The 18,192-nt window shown below is 54.8% G+C and carries 20 protein-coding genes and 1 tRNA gene; 15 read left to right on the forward strand and 6 right to left on the reverse strand.

Annotated features, from left to right (window positions below; genetic code table 11):
- Positions 1–28 precede the first annotated feature (28 nt).
- Positions 29–520, forward strand: coding sequence for a sigma-70 family RNA polymerase sigma factor (locus HYW18_00330; GenBank protein MBI2484596.1), 492 nt, complete (start codon positions 29–31; stop codon positions 518–520).
- Positions 513–1,730 (forward strand): hypothetical protein, encoded by a 1,218-nt coding sequence (locus HYW18_00335; GenBank protein ID MBI2484597.1) that lies wholly within the window; start codon positions 513–515, stop codon positions 1,728–1,730. Before HYW18_00330 ends, HYW18_00335 begins: the two co-directional genes overlap by 8 nt.
- A gap of 45 nt (positions 1,731–1,775) precedes the next feature.
- Here the strand turns inward: HYW18_00335 and HYW18_00340 are convergent, their stop codons facing one another.
- On the reverse strand, positions 1,776–2,411 hold the full coding sequence (locus HYW18_00340) for a hypothetical protein (GenBank protein MBI2484598.1): 636 nt from the start codon (positions 2,409–2,411) through the stop codon (positions 1,776–1,778).
- Positions 2,412–2,470: 59 nt separating this feature from the next.
- On the reverse strand, positions 2,471–3,193 hold the full coding sequence (locus HYW18_00345) for a hypothetical protein (GenBank protein ID MBI2484599.1): 723 nt from the start codon (positions 3,191–3,193) through the stop codon (positions 2,471–2,473).
- A gap of 134 nt (positions 3,194–3,327) precedes the next feature.
- On the opposite strand from HYW18_00345, the gene HYW18_00350 reads away from it, so the two are divergent.
- From HYW18_00350 to HYW18_00360, 3 genes are all read left to right on the forward strand, one after another.
- A complete protein-coding gene (locus HYW18_00350) occupies positions 3,328–3,528 on the forward strand; it encodes a DUF378 domain-containing protein (protein MBI2484600.1) in 201 nt (66 codons plus the stop codon).
- Between the two features lie 98 nt (positions 3,529–3,626).
- Complete coding sequence (locus HYW18_00355) at positions 3,627–4,064, forward strand: FKBP-type peptidyl-prolyl cis-trans isomerase (protein ID MBI2484601.1); 438 nt, start codon at positions 3,627–3,629, stop codon at positions 4,062–4,064.
- 6 nt (positions 4,065–4,070) lie between these two features.
- Positions 4,071–5,354 carry an FAD-binding oxidoreductase gene (locus tag HYW18_00360; GenBank protein ID MBI2484602.1) on the forward strand — a complete coding sequence of 428 codons (1,284 nt, stop codon included), beginning with the start codon at positions 4,071–4,073 and terminating at the stop codon, positions 5,352–5,354.
- Here the strand turns inward: HYW18_00360 and rpmB are convergent.
- Positions 5,332–5,565 carry a 50S ribosomal protein L28 gene (gene rpmB / locus HYW18_00365; protein ID MBI2484603.1) on the reverse strand — a complete coding sequence of 78 codons (234 nt, stop codon included), beginning with the start codon at positions 5,563–5,565 and terminating at the stop codon, positions 5,332–5,334. The two genes, HYW18_00360 and rpmB, sit on opposite strands and share 23 nt — an antisense overlap.
- Before the next feature lie 123 nt (positions 5,566–5,688).
- Positions 5,689–6,459, reverse strand: coding sequence for a YihY/virulence factor BrkB family protein (locus HYW18_00370; GenBank protein ID MBI2484604.1), 771 nt, complete (start codon positions 6,457–6,459; stop codon positions 5,689–5,691).
- Positions 6,460–6,540: 81 nt separating this feature from the next.
- Between HYW18_00370 and HYW18_00375 the strand changes: the two genes are divergently transcribed.
- From HYW18_00375 to HYW18_00415, 9 genes are read left to right on the forward strand one after another with little or no spacing between them, the layout of a single operon-like run.
- On the forward strand, positions 6,541–7,884 hold the full coding sequence (locus HYW18_00375; protein MBI2484605.1) for a hypothetical protein: 1,344 nt from the start codon (positions 6,541–6,543) through the stop codon (positions 7,882–7,884).
- Positions 7,885–7,889: 5 nt separating this feature from the next.
- On the forward strand, positions 7,890–9,539 hold the full coding sequence (locus tag HYW18_00380; protein MBI2484606.1) for a hypothetical protein: 1,650 nt from the start codon (positions 7,890–7,892) through the stop codon (positions 9,537–9,539).
- Positions 9,536–10,522 (forward strand): beta-galactosidase, encoded by a 987-nt coding sequence (locus HYW18_00385; protein ID MBI2484607.1) that lies wholly within the window; start codon positions 9,536–9,538, stop codon positions 10,520–10,522. The genes HYW18_00380 and HYW18_00385 overlap by 4 nt, the downstream gene beginning before the upstream one ends.
- Before the next feature lie 19 nt (positions 10,523–10,541).
- Complete coding sequence (locus tag HYW18_00390) at positions 10,542–11,315, forward strand: prepilin peptidase (protein MBI2484608.1); 774 nt, start codon at positions 10,542–10,544, stop codon at positions 11,313–11,315.
- Position 11,316: 1 nt separating this feature from the next.
- Complete coding sequence (gene ligA, locus HYW18_00395; protein MBI2484609.1) at positions 11,317–13,311, forward strand: NAD-dependent DNA ligase LigA; 1,995 nt, start codon at positions 11,317–11,319, stop codon at positions 13,309–13,311.
- Positions 13,312–13,314: 3 nt separating this feature from the next.
- Entirely contained in the window at positions 13,315–13,611 is a 297-nt protein-coding gene (gene gatC, locus HYW18_00400; GenBank protein ID MBI2484610.1) for an Asp-tRNA(Asn)/Glu-tRNA(Gln) amidotransferase subunit GatC, read from the forward strand.
- A gap of 1 nt (position 13,612) precedes the next feature.
- A complete protein-coding gene (gene gatA / locus HYW18_00405) occupies positions 13,613–15,064 on the forward strand; it encodes an Asp-tRNA(Asn)/Glu-tRNA(Gln) amidotransferase subunit GatA (protein MBI2484611.1) in 1,452 nt (483 codons plus the stop codon).
- Positions 15,061–15,819, forward strand: coding sequence for a prolipoprotein diacylglyceryl transferase (gene lgt, locus HYW18_00410; protein ID MBI2484612.1), 759 nt, complete (start codon positions 15,061–15,063; stop codon positions 15,817–15,819). The genes gatA and lgt overlap by 4 nt, the downstream gene beginning before the upstream one ends.
- Positions 15,820–15,876: 57 nt before the next feature.
- A complete protein-coding gene (locus HYW18_00415) occupies positions 15,877–16,608 on the forward strand; it encodes a DsbA family protein (GenBank protein MBI2484613.1) in 732 nt (243 codons plus the stop codon).
- Between the two features lie 223 nt (positions 16,609–16,831).
- On the opposite strand, the gene HYW18_00420 is transcribed toward HYW18_00415, so the two are convergent.
- The gene (locus HYW18_00420; protein ID MBI2484614.1) at positions 16,832–17,314 is read right to left on the reverse strand and encodes an SET domain-containing protein; all 483 of its coding nucleotides are present in this window, start codon (positions 17,312–17,314) and stop codon (positions 16,832–16,834) included.
- 96 nt (positions 17,315–17,410) lie between these two features.
- Between HYW18_00420 and HYW18_00425 the strand changes: the two genes are divergently transcribed.
- Positions 17,411–17,917 (forward strand): NUDIX hydrolase, encoded by a 507-nt coding sequence (locus tag HYW18_00425; GenBank protein MBI2484615.1) that lies wholly within the window; start codon positions 17,411–17,413, stop codon positions 17,915–17,917.
- 69 nt (positions 17,918–17,986) lie between these two features.
- Here HYW18_00425 and HYW18_00430 read toward each other — a convergent pair.
- Positions 17,987–18,074 (reverse strand) — tRNA-Ser (locus HYW18_00430).
- Positions 18,075–18,192 lie beyond the last annotated feature (118 nt).

Below are 18,192 nucleotides of genomic sequence, written 5' to 3' on the forward strand. Positions count from 1 at the left end.
GATAAAAAAGAGATGACCGTCACATAGTATGACGCCCCAAGAGAAGTTCCTGGAAGGCTACGACAAGTACGCAGATGCGATCTTTCGACACTGCCTGTTTCGCATCTTTTCCCGCGAACGGGCGGAAGAACTAGCTCAGGAAGTTTTTACCCGCACATGGGCGGTTATGTGTCGAGGAGAGCACATCCTTAATTTCCGCGCGTACCTCTACCGTGTGGCGAATCATCTCGTGATTGACGAGGTGCGGAAGAAGAGGCCCTCCCTCACGGTAGACGAACTGCTGGAAAAGGGGATTGAGCCCTCTACGGACGAACACAAGCGCCTTCCGGACCTTCTCGAGGGACGTCGAATTTTAGAAAGACTGGAACAGCTGCCGGAGGACGATCGCGAAGTCCTTCTTCTGCGCTATGTGGACGGACTCGGTCCCAAAGAAATCGCCGACCTTCTTCATTGCGAACCCAACACGGTCTCTGTGCGAATCCACCGGGCCGTGAAACGTCTGCGTGACCTCTATGTTTAACACGCCATTACGACAACTTAAGGAGCTCAAAAAAGCACGGCTTTCTTTGGATCGCCGCGCGGCTGTTCGCGAAAACGTAAAAGCGTTTATGGCGGCCAATCCCGTAAGAGACGCGGAGGCGTTCCGTCACATAGGACAGATGCGGCCGAGCATCTTTTATCTACTTCACTTTAAACCTATGATCGCTATCATTCTTGCTCTCGCCATTTTGGCGGGGGGTGGAGCGTCCGCGGCGGCGCAAGGCGCTTTGCCGGGAGATGCCCTTTACCCGGTGAAGACCGAGGTGAACGAACGCGTGCGCGTGTGGTTTGCGGGAGATACAGAAGCGCGTGCGCACGTGGAAGCGGCGCTGGCCGAACGACGCTTGGAAGAGGCGGAGAAATTGTCGGTGCGGGCGGACATTGGAGCAGATGCAGAGGAACGGATTGAGGCAAACTTCGACGCATTCGCGAAGCGTGTGGCTGACCGTGCAGCAAGGCTTGAGGCAGACGGGAATGCAGGAGCCGCGGCGGCAGTAACCGCCAGGTTCGAAGCGGCGCTTGAGGCGCACAGTGACATCCTTGCACGTCTCAAAGAGGCACAGGAGGCACAAATAGACGAGGATGACGATGATGCGGCGGTGCTTGGAAAAATTCGCGTGCGCGTAGAGAATCGCCGTGAGGACGCGGGCGAAGCACGCGCGCGTGTGGAGGCGAAACTTCGTGCAACAGTCGAAAATGCGCCCGATATAGAGGCGGCGGCGCGTGGACGGCGCCAGGTGGTAGAGAATAAAATTAGAGAAGTGTCGCTCATGCTTGAGCGGGTGGGTGGGCGCGTGAGCGCGGAGACGGCGGCACAGGCGGCGGCGAAGGTTGAGGCAGCCAAAGCGCTTCTCGCGAAGGGAGATGCGTCTGTGGAGGCAGAAGCGTATGCGCAAGCCATTGCAGATTATACGAACGCGCATATCGAGGCACAGAATGCCCAGCGTCTCATTGTGGCGAATATGGAACTCGGTATCTCTGCCATACTTGGGGCGACGGTAAGGGCAGATCGTGGTGACGAGGAGGAAAAGAGTGACGAGAAAAATCAAGCACAGAAAGAGGACGAAGATCGTGACGAGGACAAAGAAGAGGTAAATGAAGTCGAGGCAGAAGTCGATGTGGGAGCGGACACGTCTGTAGGAAATGTCCGCGCGAACATCAATGCAGGTGCCAGCGTTAATCTCCGATAGAGAAAAATCAAAAGAACCGGCTTTCGCCGGTTCTTTTTTGTGGGATTATCGAGAGGTAAGACGCTGCGCAAAAATATCTTGGAAGAGGACTTCTGCATCTTCCGTGTACAGTCCCACACGGCCGGTAGTGTCGAGGATGTCGTTCTCACTCATGGCGTAGCGCGCAACTTCTTGTCCATTGACGAAGACAAAGATACGGCTGCTTCGTACGACAAGTGTTACATCGTAGCTTTGGCCGATGGGAAAAGAGAGGTCCCCGACGCGCGAGGTGTATAAAAAGTTTTGCTCTCCAGGCCCGAGGTACTCACCAATCTCCACGCCATATCCATCCGGTTTCAAGATAAGATATTTAAAACGGCCGTCCGGCTTGTAGTCAAACAAGAGCCAGCCGGTTTCCCACGGGTTTGGAGGCGAACCGGTACGCAATTGTCGGACAGGTGTCATGGTCGTGCGAAACACGTAAGGTTCCGAGAGCGGGTATTTGGCAAGGACAAGAGACGCGTGTGTCTCGCTCGGTTCCACAGATGCTTTGGGTACAAGAGACCATGTGCCGTTTTCAAAAAGATTTGTCCCGTACCCATTGTAGACGTCGAGCCATCGGCTTGGTTGCGTAAGGTACGCGGCATGGGTTTGCGGGGCAAAGAGGATGAAAAGAAGGAAAATTGAGGCGAGAAATTTCATATAAAAGCACCTTAGCACAAACGAAAGAAGCGCCAAAGCGCTTCGAGAAAGAAAGGACTCTAGAGGCCGGCGAAGGCGAAGTCGTAGCCCTCGCGTGTGATAGCGAAGGTGCCATCGCTCTTCTTCACGAGCCAGCCCATGCCAACCAGGTGGCGAAGAGCGCCCGCCGCCGACCGCGGGTTGTCGTAGGGAGGCGCGATGGTTTCGAGAGCGTCTTCCCGCGAGAGCGGTTCGCAGTCGCGCCGGACTTGCGCTCGCGCGTGCTTGCGCAAAGCGGCAGCGGCAAGACGCCGGCGCCGGTCCCTTGCTCCGCAGAAGTCGAAGATCGCGGTGAAGCTGTCGATGGTGTCGCCCAGACACATCTGATCCATCTCTGACAAAGCAGAGAGCGTCGCTTCATCGGGTGGGTCGAACATTTCTGGCCTGAGGTGGTAGACCACGTTTGGGTCGGCCACAAGCCGGTCATGCAGACGTGCGAGCGCGCTGCTTGCGATGGTGTGAGCCGCTGACGGATCTCCGCAGAGCGCAAGACCCGCGAGGATCTTCTCTGCATCGGGATTCACGCTGTAGGACTGGCTTCTCTGGTGGTAGGCCACGAGCCCAGCTTCTCGCAGAACGGGCAGGTCACTGACGTCCCCGCCTACCTGCTCCACCAGGAACACGACGACCCGGCCGTGGAGCCGGATGTTTTCCGTCACGTTCTCCCAGAGCAACAGAGTGCGCACGATGGCCGCACACACGTGTGTCATTTTGGCCTGCCATGCAAGAACGACTTCGGGCATACTGTCCTCCGCTCGTAGTATGGCGTCACTCCTACTCTCCGTCAACTATCCACACAAAAAACGTTGTCTGGGGAATTTAGTGCTAAAATAAGCTTATCTAAATTTTATTCATTTCGTTTATGATGTCACCAGCCATGTGCGGGGTACACAAAGTGAGTTGCGTGCTCGTGTTTGTCGGAGCTATTAATTGGGGTCTCGTGGGATTGTTCGACTACAATCTTGTAAACGCCATTTTGGGCGGATGGGCGGGTGTAGAGCGCGTGGTGTACGTGCTTGTCGGTTTGGCCGGATTAGCGATGCTTGGGACGCATAAATGTAAGATGTGTAAAGCGTAAGGAACCTTTAGAACGTTCCCGGAGTCAAAGGTGCCGCACCGAATTGGTGCCCGGCACCTTTTGCGATATAATCAGAGCGTATGAAACTTACCCATCCCATGGTTCTTCTTCCCTCCGTCATTGTTCTTCTGCTCGTACTTCTTCTTGTGAGCAAAATAGATTGGCAAGCTCTTGAACCAGCGCAAGAAGCGTCGCCGGCCATCGCCCCCCCGGCAGATGTTGTCACGGAGACGCTTGCAGAGGGCGAGGGCGAAGGGGCGGCAACAGGGGATGTTTTGCGCGTACACTATACGGGGACGTTGGTGGACGGAACGAAGTTTGATAGTTCGCTCGATCGTGGCGTGCCGTTTGAGGTGACGCTTGGCACTGGCGCCGTTATTGAGGGGTGGGAACGCGGACTTCTCGGTATGAAGAAAGGGGAGAAGCGCCGCCTCACTATTCCGCCAGAGCTTGGCTATGGAGACCGACAAGCGGGAGACATCCCGCCGAACTCCACGCTGGTTTTTGAGGTGGAGCTTTTGGAAATTAATCCTTAGATGATTGTGAAGGAGGAATGTTTTTGGATCACCAGCAGCCCGCGCACGGTTTTTTCGGAAAATCACGTACCGCGTCAGGTGGATGTGGTTGTCATTGGGGCCGATACGGCCGGTACGACAGCCGCGTATGAGCTCGCGCGTGCCGGGAGCCGTGTTCTTCTTTTGGATGAGCATGAGGTTGGGTCGGGCATGACCGCGGGGAGTATAGGCGGGCTTATCAGCCTTGCAGGCGCTTCGCTTGCAGAATGCATACGCCGTGGAGGATTTCCACGCGCCCGCCGATTTGCCGACGCCGTTTTTTCCGCTCTTGAGAGCTCGCGTCGGCTTATCGAACAGGAGCGGCTTGTCTGTGCGCTTCACGAAAGCCCGACGCTTCTTTTAGGGCAAACGCCGCTTACGGCGGCCTCTGTTCATGAAGAGTATGCTGCGTGGCGAGCTGTCGGGACTCCTGTCGAATGGATGGAGTCGAATGATATTCGTGATGCGTACCCCATGCTTCGCGCCTTGTGCGCTCTTTCTTTTTCGCGAGGGTGCACGATTAACCCCGTGGCGTTTGTACGGGGTTTAGCGAAGAGAGCAGAGGGGATGGGAGTGGCAGTGTGTGAAGGCGTCTCTGTTCTCGCGTGGAGTCAAGAGGGAGAAGCTATCACGATAAAGACTTCTCACGGGGAAGTACGCACGCGCCATCTTTTCTTGTGCAGGGCGGCAGAGAATGTGTCACTCTACGAGACGATGATTGTGACGGAACCCGTGGAGCTTCTGCGCGGATGGTCGCACGGAGAGGTCCTTGCCAATGCTTTGCCACTCCCGGATTGTTCCCGATGGCTTCCCGACGGCCGCATCCTCTTTACTTCCGGACGAACGCGCGGTCTTTCATCGAGCGATCAGACGTTACATGAATCAGCGCTGCTTCTGCGCCGTTTATTTGCGGATTGGTATGACATGCGTCCACCCGCGATTGCCGCTACATGGACGCGCGCGGTTCCTCCCGGACATCACATTTTTCCCGTTCTTACACGTAAGAGCAAGAATATTGTGGTTGCGTCGGGCGGGAATGTGGATCAACTGGCACTCTTTGTGCAGGCGGGGATAAGCGGAGCGAAGATGATTCAGGGCGCGCCAGTTCCGTACGAGGAGCTCTTTACTTCTGAAAAAGAAAAACCCCTTCGCGTATGGGCAGAAGGAGTTTTCCCGCCATGGGTTTCGCGTGTGGCCGCACAAGTGCGGCTTGACGACGAACGCGCAGATGATGCCCAGGCGCGAGAGCCTATGCATTTTTCAATGCGGTAAGGTCAATCGCGCGTCCTGCAGCAATCCATTTTTCCAGCGTGCGAAGTCCGCGTGCCGAGATGGTGACCGTTACCATGCGTCCTGTTGCAGGGTTGCGCAGACGTTTCTTCTGAAGATTGGGACGAAATGCGCGTTTCACATGACGGTTGGAGTGGCTTACGGTGAAGCCTTTCATGATGGATTTTCCCGTGATGATGCATTGTTTCGCCATAGTGGCAAGGAGTGTAGCCTGCCCCGATTTCCTCGTCAACCCTCAGAACGGGGTCAGGTCTTGAATTTTGAATTTTCGGTTCTAAGGCACGAAATTCAAAATTCAAGACCTGACCCCGTTCTCTTAATAACGGCGGGACTGGCGCAGGTGGTTTATGTAGGCGCCGATCAAAAAGGCGTAGGCGCAAATCTGGATGTACATGATAAGCACGATAGCGCTCGAGAGGACGCCGTAGATTTTGAGGCTCGGCATATGCGGGACAAGCCATTGGAAAGTGACCGTTCCCGCAAGCCATACGGCCACGGCAAGGCACCCCCCAAAAAGATGCCGATGCCATACGGAAGAAAGGTGGGCGGGGAGCAAATGATAAAGCGTGGTACAGATGAGAACGCCCGCAACCGCGGCAATGATCCAAAGGGTGAGCTCGGGCATAGGGAGAGAAAGGGCGGCGAATGCCCACTCGCCAATAATCAAGGCACTCGAGAGGAGGAGGAAGGCAAGACTTGCCAGGAGGGTGAGGAGGAGCGAGCCAAAGACATGGACATACCAACGCCGGGTTGTATGCGTCCCATAGACAGCGTCCAGGTTACGCATGAGTCCGCGGAACAGTCGTGCTGCCGCCCACACGAGGAGGACAAAGCTCATCGAAATAATGGGAGGAAGGGTGTTCTCCCGAAGTGTCTCAAACCACGTCATCGTTGAGGGAGGGATGACTCCTGTCCAGCCTGCCGATTCGGACATGCCGGTGACATGAAAAAGAATAAGCGTCACAAGTGCCATGGGAAAAATCCCAAACAGCATGTTGAGGCTCAGCGAGGAGACGTGAAGGCTTAACGGAGATTCAAAATGAATGTGGCGGAAGGCGCGAAGCCAGAGGGAAAAAGTTGATGGCATAGGGGACGATGAGCTTTTACAGCATACGCTGGAGTGCCTGTGGAAATCAAACGCGTCGTTTCTTGCTATACTTCAACCATTATGAACTCTCGAGGAATGGGTGTCGCGCACATCGTTGCCGCAGACATGGGGTATGGACACGAGCGGCCGGCGCACTCTCTGCGGCATTTGGCGCCATCGGGAGAGGGGATTGTGGTGGCCAACAATTATCCCGGGATTCCCTCAAAAGACCGTACCTTGTGGCGCCGGAGTCGGGAATTTTATGAAACGGTCTCGCGTTCGCGTTCTGTTCCGCTTATTGGAAAGTATCTTTTTGAGCTTGTCGATGCGGCGCAAGCGATCCCTCCGTTTTATCCACGCCGTGATCTTTCTCGCCCTACGCTTCAACTTCGGCAAATGTATGCCGGAATCCGCGCAGGACTTGGACGGCATCTTATGGAGAAGCTGGCGCAGAATCCTCTCCCGCTCGTGTGCACGTTTTTCTATGTTGCTTTCATGGCGGAGGAATATGGATACCCGGGAGATATTTGGTGCGTGACAACAGACGCGGATATTTCTCGCGCATGGGCACCACTGTACCCGTCCAAGAGCCGCATTCGATATTTTGCGGCGAACGGGCGTTGTGTGGAGAGATTAAAACTTTACGGCGTACGTCCGGAGAACATTTTTCTCACGGGCTTTCCTTTGCCTCCGGAAATCGTAGACGGACCATCGGGGAGGCTGCTGCGGCAGGATCTCTTGCGGCGGCTGTGCGTACTCGATCCCCAGGGGATTTTCCGCGCGCACCACGCCCCGGCCATCTCTGCGCACCTCGGCGCAGGCGCGTGTCCTCTCGGACGGTCCAGGCGTGTGCCTCACGTGATGTTTGCTGTGGGAGGGGCGGGAGCGCAAGCGAGTCTGGCGCTTGTCGTTTTGCGATCGCTTGCCGGACTTGTGCGCCGCGGTGCCTTGACGCTTACGCTTATGGCCGGGGCGCGTCCTGCGTTGGGAGCGCGTTTTGAAGAAGAGGCAAAACGTCTTCGTCTCGGTTCGTCTTTGGGGAAGACGTTATTTGTGCGCGCGTACAAAACACGCCGCGGCTATTTTGACGATTTCGTCGGCCGTATTCGCGAAACGGATATTTTATGGACCAAACCCTCGGAGCTCTCGTTTTACACGGGTCTTGGCCTCCCTATTCTCATGGCACCTCCTCTGGGCTCGCAAGAGGAGTATAATCGCGAATGGCTTTCTCAAGTGGGCGGCGGCGTGTTTCAGGCAGACCCTGTCTATACACACGAATGGCTCATGGATTGGATTTCGTCGGGCGCTTTTGCGCGCATGGCGTGGAATGGCTACACCGAAGCCCCCACGCACGGGACCTATCGTATAGAAAATGCGCTGGCGGGAAAACGTACCGAAGTAGAGACGCTCCCTCTTATTGTTTAACGTTTATGGATGCTCGATTGCACCACTTACTAGAAGTTTTTGCTCACGATCGTGGACCTGGTTCTCCTGCTCACAACGACCATGGGGGTCACAGCGGCGGTCGCGGCCGTGATGACCACAGCGGAGACGAACACGAACCAACCGATCCGACCGGTGTTATCATTGTGAATGATCTTGTGAGCAAGGCGGCGTCGGTCTACGAAGTGGTGCGCAACGCTATTGAATATTCCGAGGCGCATCTGCTGCGTCGCAACGCCATCCGCCGTATCCTCCGCCGCCGTCTATTTGCCGACGAGGACCCTGCCCGTGTCTCGCGCGATCTCCTGCATGAACTTATTTGGGCGCGTTACCTTCCTAATAAACACATTCCCATCGAACGCGAATCCGAAGTCGCGCATATTCTACAGAAGTACGTGCGTTTGTTTGCCGCCGTGGAGACAGATCACCTTTCGTCGCGCGCGTCGGCATGGCTGCTCGATCTTGTTTCAACGGAAGTTGAGTATCTCCTCACGCCGCCCACAAAAGAAGAAGCAATGGTGCTCTTTGCCTACCACACGCTTCGCACGCAAACGAAATGGGAGGGAAAACTTCCGATCGCGGAGGACGAGAAAGATATTCAGCTCTATGTCGGCGTGCATCGCACGCTGCTCAAGTCTAACCAGGCGACGCTTCGTTACCGTATTTTCCTTCTTTTCTATCCTGCATGGCACGCGGCAAGCGATGAACTTGTAGGGGAAGTGGCGGCAGGGCTTGAAAAGGTTGTCGCCGCTATTGACCATCACGTGGCGCATCCCATGGGGGAGACGATCGCGCGGCTACTGCGCCAGAAGATGGTGCTCTTCAAAATCCTTCACGATGTTTTGGAAGAAGAGGGAGAGCGCGCCTCAACCGTCTGCCAAGATCAAGCGGCGCTTGCCGAGGCGGTAAAGAAAGTTGCAGGGCGCCGATACAAAGCATTTCATGCACGATTGTGGCGGCTCGTTTTGCGCGCAGTCTTTTTCCTGTTTTGCACCAAACTTATTTTGGCGTTCATCATTGAACTCCCGTACCAGCTTTTCGTGGTGAAAGAACGGAGCTACGTGCCGTTACTTGTGAATGTGCTCTTCCATCCGTTTCTGCTTGCGGCACTTGGGCTCACTGGAACAATTCCGGAGAAGAAAAATACGAAACTTCTTATTGAAGGGGTGCGTTCTCTTGTATTCGGCGGCGAGGGCATGAAGACGACGGTGACGGTTTCTAAGCCGTGGGCGCGCGGGTTTGCTAACGTGGTCTTCAATCTTATTTATGCGGCGACATTCGTGGTGAGCTTTGGACTCATTGCCGCGTTTCTTATTTCGCTTGGCTTCCACGTTGTCTCGATTATCCTCTTCCTCTTCTTTCTCTCGCTTGTGGCGTTCTTTGGCATCAGTATCCGCTCCGCGCGCAAAGAACTGCTTATTGTGCCGGGCAAAGGCGGATTTTTCTCTGTGCTTGGGGATTTCTTCACGCTTCCCATTATTCGCGCCGGCCGGTGGATTTCCATGCACGCGCCGCGCGTCAATGTGTTTTTATTCTTTCTCGACTTTATTGTAGAGGCGCCATTTAAACTGGTAATCCAAGTGGTCGAAGGGTGGCTCGCCTTTATGAAAGAGAAAAAAGAAGAGATTAGCGCATGAAGAAACACGCACACATCGCAAGCGGACTCTGGAGGACGACGCTTGTAGTGTGCGGCCTCGTGCTTGCCGTTCTCCTGCTTTCCGCCACACGGACAACGAAGCCGGAGCTTGGCATAACGTGGAGTTCGCGTGCGGCGCGCGACATCGGTCTTGATCCTGCCGCTGCGTTTGACCGCGTGCTCGCGGAGCTGGACCCGGCGCATATCCGTTTGCCCGTGTATTGGGACGATGTAGAGCCGCGGGAAGGAGAATTCGACTTCTCCGCATACGACGAGATGCTTGAAAAGGCCGGCGCCGCGGGCGTCGAGGTGACGCTTGCCGTTGGAGTGAAGGTGCCGCGCTGGCCGGAATGTTACATACCCGAATGGATGGATGCAGACGATGCGGAGCGTTTGAAGACGCGGGTACGGATGCTTCTTACAACGACGATTGAACGCTATCGTACGCATCCGGCCGTGACGCGATTCCAAATCGAAAACGAACCCTTCCTCTTTTTCGGCAAGTGTCCGAAGCCCGATGCGGCTTTCCTAAAAGAAGAATTCGCTATTGCTCGCTCCCTTACCTCAAAACCGCTCGTGATGACTACCAGTGGAGAGCTGGAGCCGTGGTTGCACACGATTCCCTATGCCGACGAAGTGGGATTTTCTCTCTACCGACTTGTGTGGAGTCCGATTATCGGTTTTTGGGTGTATCCTACACAATCGTCGTTTTACTATGCACGGGTAAAGACGCTGGCCCCCTTTGTTGATGAAGTGTTCGTCTCGGAACTTCAGGGCGAACCGTGGTTTTTTAAACCCCCAGAGGAACTTTCTGTGGAAGATCAGCACCAAATGTTTTCCCCGCGCATGCTGCGCAACAACGTTGCTTTTGCCAAACGGATCGGCGTGTCGCGGGTGGATGTGTGGGGCGCGGAGTGGTGGCTCTGGATGAAGGAACACGGGGACGCAAGCCTCTGGGAAGAAGCGAGACGGCTTTTCCAATAGATGATACAATGAGCCGACTATGTTGGGCGTTTTTCTGTTTCTACTCGGCGCTTCCGTAGGAAGTTTTTTTGCGGCGTGGGCGGGGAGAGGGTCGCTGGCGGCTGTGGCGCGGGGAAGGTCTTCCTGCCGCAACTGCACTCTTACCCTTCACGGCCATCATCTCGTGCCGATAGTGAGCTGGCTTTTTCTCCGCGGCCGGTGTGCGCACTGCAAAATCTCTATTCCTCTTTCCTTGCTGGTGACAGAGGCGGCATTTGGCGTCCTCTTTCTTTTGCTGTGGTTTGTTCAGTTTGGAAGTTTCACTCACGTCCCCACGGATGAACGCGCGTGGCTTGGGTTTGCCGTTAAGCTGCTTTTTCTGCTCATGTTTGGGATCCTCGCCTTGTTTGATTGGTACCACATGACTCTCCCGGACCGTCTTACGGTACCGTTTATCACTATGGCGGCCGTTGTGAATATACTTCTTGAACCAACCGCGGCACGCGCGATCGATCTTCTTTCTGGCGCCGCCATTCTCGCTGCCTTTTTTGGCTTGCAGTATCTCCTCTCCCGCGGGCGATGGATTGGGGCAGGGGATATACGTTTCGGTGTTCTTCTTGGGGCCATGTTTGGCGTAAGTGGTGTGTTTGTGGCGGCGTTCGGATACGTTATTGGAGCCGCCGTGAGCATTGTGTTGCTTGCCACGGGGCTCGCCCATCGGAAAACGGCGCTTCCGCTTGGCCTATTCCTTTCGCTTGGCGGCGCCGTGTTTCTGCTTCTTGGTGACTGGCTCGTGCGGGTGCTCTATGTCTGAAATCACAAAGGCACAAGCGCGCGAACGCATAGAAAAACTACGCGAAACCATTGCGCACCATCGGTATCTCTATCACGTGCTCGACCGGCAGGAGATTTCGGATGCGGCGCTCGACTCTCTTAAACACGAGCTCTACAAACTCGAACAAACATTCCCCGACCTCCTCGCCCCCGACTCACCGACCCAACGCGTGGGTGGCGAGCCGCTCGCGAAGTTTGAAAAAGTGCGTCATGACGCGCGGATGCTTTCGATGGAAGACGTGTTTTCACATGAGGAATTTCACGCGTGGTACAGCCGTGTTCTTGAGCGTTCGGGAAAACCGGCTCTTGATCTCTACTGCATGGTGAAATTGGATGGCTTGGCTGTGTCGCTCATCTATCGCGATGGTGTTCTTCATAAAGCGGCGACGCGCGGAGATGGGAATGTGGGCGAGGATGTGACGCAGAACGTGAAAACGATTGATGCCGTGCCTTTGCGGCTTCGTGTTTTGCCGCACAAGCGCCTTCCCGCCGAAATTGTAGTGCGCGGAGAGATTTATATGCCTGTGGCGGCGTTTGAACGGATGAATAAGGAACGCGTGAAAGGAGGGGAAGAACCATTTGCCAACCCACGCAATGTGGCGGCGGGGAGCATTCGCCAGCTTGATCCGTCTGTAGCCGCCCGGCGCCCGCTCGATTTTTACGCGTGGGACCTGATTACCGAGGTGGGGGCACACACGCACGAAGAGGAGATGGGGATACTTCGTGAACTTGGGTTTAAGGTGACGCCGGAAAGCGCACGCGCCACAACGGTGGAACACGTGGAAACGTACTGGCAGAAGCTTACAAAAAAGCGCGCGCAACTTCCGTTTTGGATTGATGGCATTGTGGTGCGCGTGAATGATAACCGCGTGTATGCCGATCTGGGAGTGGTGGGGAAGACGCCGCGCGGACTTGTTGCATGGAAATTTCCCGCAGAAGAAGTGACGACGGTTGTGCGCGAAGTAGAGTGGTTTGTGGGGCGAACAGGCGCGCTTACTCCTGTGGCGGTTGTGGAGCCCACGGCGCTTGGGGGGACGACCGTACGCCACGCGTCGCTTCACAACATGGACGAGATTGAACGCTTGGGACTTCGGATCGGGGACACCGTGGTACTCATTAAAGCAGGCGAGATCATTCCCAAAGTGTTGCGTGTCGTGGAAGATCTCCGTTCGAAGGATGCCAAACGAATTGTTCCGCCTACGCACTGTCCCATATGCGGCTCACCTGTCCAACGGCGGCAGGGCGAAGTGGCGCTTGTTTGTGCGAATAAGCGGTGTTTCGCCCAAGAGCGCGAGCGGCTTCTTCACGCGGCGCGCGCGTTTGAAATTGATGGGCTTGGGGAAAAAATCATTGAGCAGTTACTTAGTGTGGGACTCATTGCCACGGCGCCCGACATCTTTGCGCTTTCGGCTGATGAGCTTGCAGGGCTTGAACGTTTTGCGGAGGTCTCTTCAAAAAAACTCACAGAGGAGATTCAACGCAAGAAACATATCTCGCTCGATCGTTTTGTTGTGGCGCTTGGGATTCCGCATGTTGGGGAGGAGACGGCGCGGGATTTATCACGGCATTTTAAGACGTTCGACGACCTCTCGCATGCATCACGAGAAGAACTTGAAGCGATTCCGGGCATTGGGAGTATTGTTGGACAAAGCGTTGCGGAATACTTCGCTGATCCCCACACAAAGGAGCTTTTGGATGCGTACAAAAAAAACGGTGTGCATCTCAAGGCATTCGAGAGTACGAGATCAGGGACATTCTCTGGAAAGGCTTTTGTGCTTACCGGCACGCTCGAAGACATGAGCCGTGAGGAGGCAAAGGCGCGTATCCGTGCGATGGGCGGAGAGGTTTCCGAGACGGTTTCAAAAAAGACATTTGCCGTAGTGGCCGGAGCTGATCCTGGCTCCAAGTTAGCGCGGGCAGAGAAGCTCGGCGTGCGGGTGTTGTCTGAATCGGATTTCTTGCGTATGCTTTCGTAACGTATGGAAGATATAAAACGGCTGGCGGAACTTGCCCGGCTTTCCTTAACGGAAGAAGAAGAAAAGGAGTTTGCATCACAGATGACCTCGATTTTGAGCTACGTGGGGAAGATCCAAGAGCTCCAATTACCGGTCGACGCGCCAGAGATGGTGCATGCGGTGTCGCTTGTAAATGTGTGGCGCAATGACGTAGCGGAAGCGGCGTCCGAGGAACAGTGCGAGGCACTTCGCAGCGCGTTTCCGGAATCTGTCGCGCGCATGAATGCCGTACCGGCAGTTTTTGAAGAACCAAAGCGTTGATATGGATATCACGAAGATGAGTGCGACAGGACTTGTGCGCGCACAGAATGCTGGTGAAGTTACAGCGGAGGAGATTGTGCGCAGCTTTCTCAAACGAATAGAAGAAGTTAATGGGGGGATTCATGCGTTTGTCGAGGTATATTCCGATGAGGCCATAGAGGAAGCTAAACGCATAGATGAACGGCGGAAGAACGGGGAAGATACAGGGCCGCTTGCGGGAGTACCAGTGGCGGTGAAAGATTGCATTCTCGTGCAAGGGCACAAGGCGACGGCAGGGTCGAAGATCCTCGGGGCGTACACGGCAGCGTACGACGCGACAGTTGTTTCGCGTCTGCGTGCTGCTGGGGGCATCATCATTGGACGCACGAACATGGACGAGTTTGCTATGGGCTCGTCTACCGAGACATCCGCATGGGGAGCAACAAAGAATCCGTGGGATACAGAGCGCGTCCCGGGGGGTTCTTCGGGCGGGTCGGCGGCGGCTGTGGCGGCAGGTATGGTTCCATTGGCGCTTGGATCGGACACAGGAGGTTCGGTGCGCCAGCCGGCAAGCTTGTGTGGCGTTGTGGGTATTAAACCTACATATGGAAGGCTATCGCGTTACGGACTCATTGCGCTTGCATCGAGCCTAGATCAGGTCGGTGTCTTTGCGCGCACGGCCTCGGATGCGGCGCTCGTGCTGTCGGTGTGCGGAGGCAAGGATGATCGTGATGCGACATCTGTCGAGACGGACGCGGTGATTCCGGAACTTGTCGAGCATGACGTAAAAGGACTCCGCGTTGGTTTGCCGGAGGAATACTTTTTGGAAGGAATGGATCCGGAAATCCGCGCGGCCGTGGAAGCATCTGCCGAGGTTCTTCGGGAGGGCGGCGCAAAAATCGAAAAAATTTCTCTTCCGCACACGGCGTATGCGCTTGCCACGTATTATGTCGTGATGCCCTGTGAGGCGAGTTCGAACTTGGCTCGGTTTGACGGGATTCGCTACGGCGACCCAATTGCTACAGAGACGCTTCTTGCTCGCTACACGAACACGCGCGGGGCGGGATTTGGCCGTGAGGCAAAGCGGCGCATCATGCTTGGGACGTTTGCTCTCTCGGCCGGTTATTACGACGCGTATTACAAAAAAGCACTACAAGTGCGCGCAAAGATTCGGGAAGATTTTGATCGCGCGTTTGAAAAGGTGGACATGATTCTCACACCGACGTCTCCTTGCGTGGCGTGGAAGCTTGGGGAAAAGTTTGATGACCCGCTTGCCATGTATCTGGCCGACATCTATACCATCTCCGTAAATCTTGCGGGACTTCCCGGCATCTCGCTTCCGTGTGGACTGGTGCAGGGCTTGCCCGCGGGTGTGCAGTTTATCGGGAAGCCATTTGGTGAGTACACACTTCTTCGCGCCAGTGCCTATCTTCAATCAAAGACAGATCATCACACGCGTATTCCGGATGTATGATCCCTTACTTTGAGTGGCGGCATATTATTGTTGGTCCTCTCACAATACAAACGTGGGGCCTATTTGTCGCAGGGGGAATTTTGGCGGCGGCATGGGTGAGCGCACGACTGGCCCGGCGGCGCGGACTTGACGGGGACGTTGTATGGGACGTTCTTGGGTGGATGGTGGGCGGCGGGCTTATCGGCGCGCGACTTTTCCATGTGCTCTTTTATGAACCAGCCTATTATCTGGCAAATCCTGGAGAGATTTTTTCTTTCTGGCTTGGCGGGATGGCGATCTCTGGGGGATTGGCGGGCGGAGCCATTACCGGGTTCCTTTTTCTTAAGTGGAAAGGTTTTGCTGTGTGGCGCTATGCCGATGTCTTGGCGTTTGGCCTCCCCCTCGGTCAATTTATCGGGCGTATTGGATGTTTCCTTAACCACCTTCATCCAGGGACACCGACGGACTTTTTTCTTGGCGTGTCCTACCCCGATGGAGTTGTCCGCCACGACAACGGTCTCTATCTATCGTTGAATGGTCTCCTTCTCTTCTTCATTTTTCTTCTTCTCAGACGCCGAGTCAGGGAAGGGACATTTCTTGCCCTGTTCTTTCTCTGGGATGGTGTGATACGGTTCGGGCTGGACTTTTTGCGGGCAAGGGAAGGGGACATGGTGGACGCGCGTTATATTGGGTTGACCCCCGCGCAATATGTCTCGCTTGCTATGGTGGCAATAGGGGGTTGGCTCTGGTACCGCCGGAAGGAGTTACCCACATAAACATTTACAGCGTGTAGTGTTCCTGTATAATGCATCCCATCAATATTAAAAACTTCTATGAGTGAACAGAATGATTTTTACAGCGGCTCTCCCAAGACAATGTTTTGGTTTGGGTTTGTGACGGGTATCGCCGTTGCCTCCGTGGTCGGTTCATTCATTCTTATTCGGGGTGTTGCTGGCGGCGGTTCGCTTGCGGCGACACGAACAACGCCACCAACGGTGGCTCCGGCGGCTGTGCCCACGCCTGTCGCCGCGGCTCCCTCTGCAGCGCTCCCGCCTGCAACAGAAACTGACTGGGTGAAGGGAGACTTGAAAAAGGCAAAGGTTGTTCTGGTAGAGTACTCGGATTATGAGTGTCCCTTCTGCGGACGCCACCATCCCACAATGCAGAAGATCGTGGATACCTACGGAGAAGATGTGGCGTGGGTATATCGCCACTTTCCGCTCTCGTTTCATCCGGAAGCCCAGCCAGCGGCACTGGCTGCAGAATGTGTAGGCGAGCAAGGCGGGGATGCGGCGTTTTGGAAGTTTACCGATGTCATGTTTGCGAAGCAAACTACGCTTGGGACGGCACAATACGAAGCCGAGGCGGCGGCGCTCGGCATGGACATGGCGAAGTTTAAGGATTGCGTGACGTCACAAAAATACGCGAATAAAATTAACGATCAACAGGCGGACGGATCGGCATCTGGTGTGTCGGGAACGCCTGCAACATTTGTGAACGGGCAGATGGTTTCTGGTGCGGTACCATACGCTCAGCTTGAGCAAATCATCAAGGCCCAACTCTAGTTATCCCCAAACGGGGTCAGACCCCGTTTATGATATACTTGTTGAAGCTTCACACAGGCAAACTCATTTGAGCTAATTCGTTGACGACAGGCTTAGAACCGCATTTGGCCGTGGCCAAGGCGCGAGAGCCTCGCAGTCTGCCGACGCTCGTCTGGACTCGTGGACTTCTACGTTTCTGGCGACACGTCTTGGTCCATTTGGGCCGGACTCGATTAATTGTTCGTCAAATGAGTGACTTGTTGTGAAGCTTTTGTTTTTGCGCGATGAATAATTGCACAATACCCATGTCTAGATAACGGTTCTGTACTTCTACGGGCAGGTAACGGAAATCTTTCACAACGCCGCGACACGCCGGCGCTCCGCAGGTGCAGGTGAGTGTCCAATAATTCTCCTGCATGGTGGTGGAGTAGTCAAAGAAGATTTGCTCTCCTGGCAGGATGTCTGCGATGGCTACAAGAAATCGGTCGTCCATTACGCCGGCGTTTGGGGCGCACGAGTGGTTGGTGAGAACACCTGGCTCCACGAGATCGAGGTAGTCGTCCACGTTCAGTTGGATAGAGCGGCCGGACTCGTCGAAGATCGTTTCTAAAAAGGAAACATGCGAACCGGTAAACTCAAGAATTTTCTCGCCTTGTGAGATCAACGCCGTCGCAAATAGCCCTCTTCCCATCGAGCCGGTGTCCTGAATGTGGAACTTTTGGGTCATGGAGAGATTATAGCAGAGACGTAAGATAGCTGGTAAACTCACCGGAGCTGACCTGTTGACGATTGAGGCTTTTGTATAACATGTAACATTATGGCTATGTCGAAGGACGAAAACTTGTTTTACGATGTTGTCGGTGGTATCCATGAAAAGCCCGCTCATGTTGAAGCAACGTGGCGTCCATCGGTCTATGGAGTTGCCCAAAATGCAAACGGCGATCTGCTCGTTGTGAAACCAGGCTGGAATGATCAGTGGGAGTTGCCGGGAGGCGGGGTGAACAAGGGCGAGCGTCTTTTAGAGGCTCTCAAGCGGGAGATGTTAGAAGAGACAGGATATAGGGTTCTTTCCATCTCGGAGCTGCCCGTACACATTGGAGAGCATCGGTTTTATCTTAGACGAAGTAAAATTTTCCACTACACGATCTGTCTAAGTTATCGCGTCGAGTTTTCAGACGAGCCGCGTGATACATCGAAGATGAATGTTGAACTTCCAGACGAAGTTGTTGAGATGCGCTGGGTGCCATTGAAAGACTTCACAAAAGAAAATTGCCATCCCATCACCTTGCCGGTGGTGGAGGTGTTGAAAAGAATCAACTCGGTGCATTAAATTCAACCCGTCCAGTTTATCAACAAAACACCACCTTGAACGGTGATGCTTTACGCCCCACTTCCCAACTGGCGGAGGGGGGGAGATTCGAACTCCCGATACCTTGCGGTATACCTGCTCTCCAAGCAGGCGCACTAGGCCGCTATGCGACCCCTCCACGATGTAGTAACTGTTTAAAGGCCTCACCTCCTTTGTAACTTTTTATTTGCTGCTCCCGTTTCCACGCATCAGTTTTCTTGACGAATGGTTCGGTCCACACCACATGCCAAGGGCCA

The sequence above is a fragment of the Candidatus Uhrbacteria bacterium genome (assembly GCA_016187485.1).
Classification (GTDB): domain Bacteria; phylum Patescibacteriota; class Patescibacteriia; order UBA9934; family UBA10169; genus JACPJO01.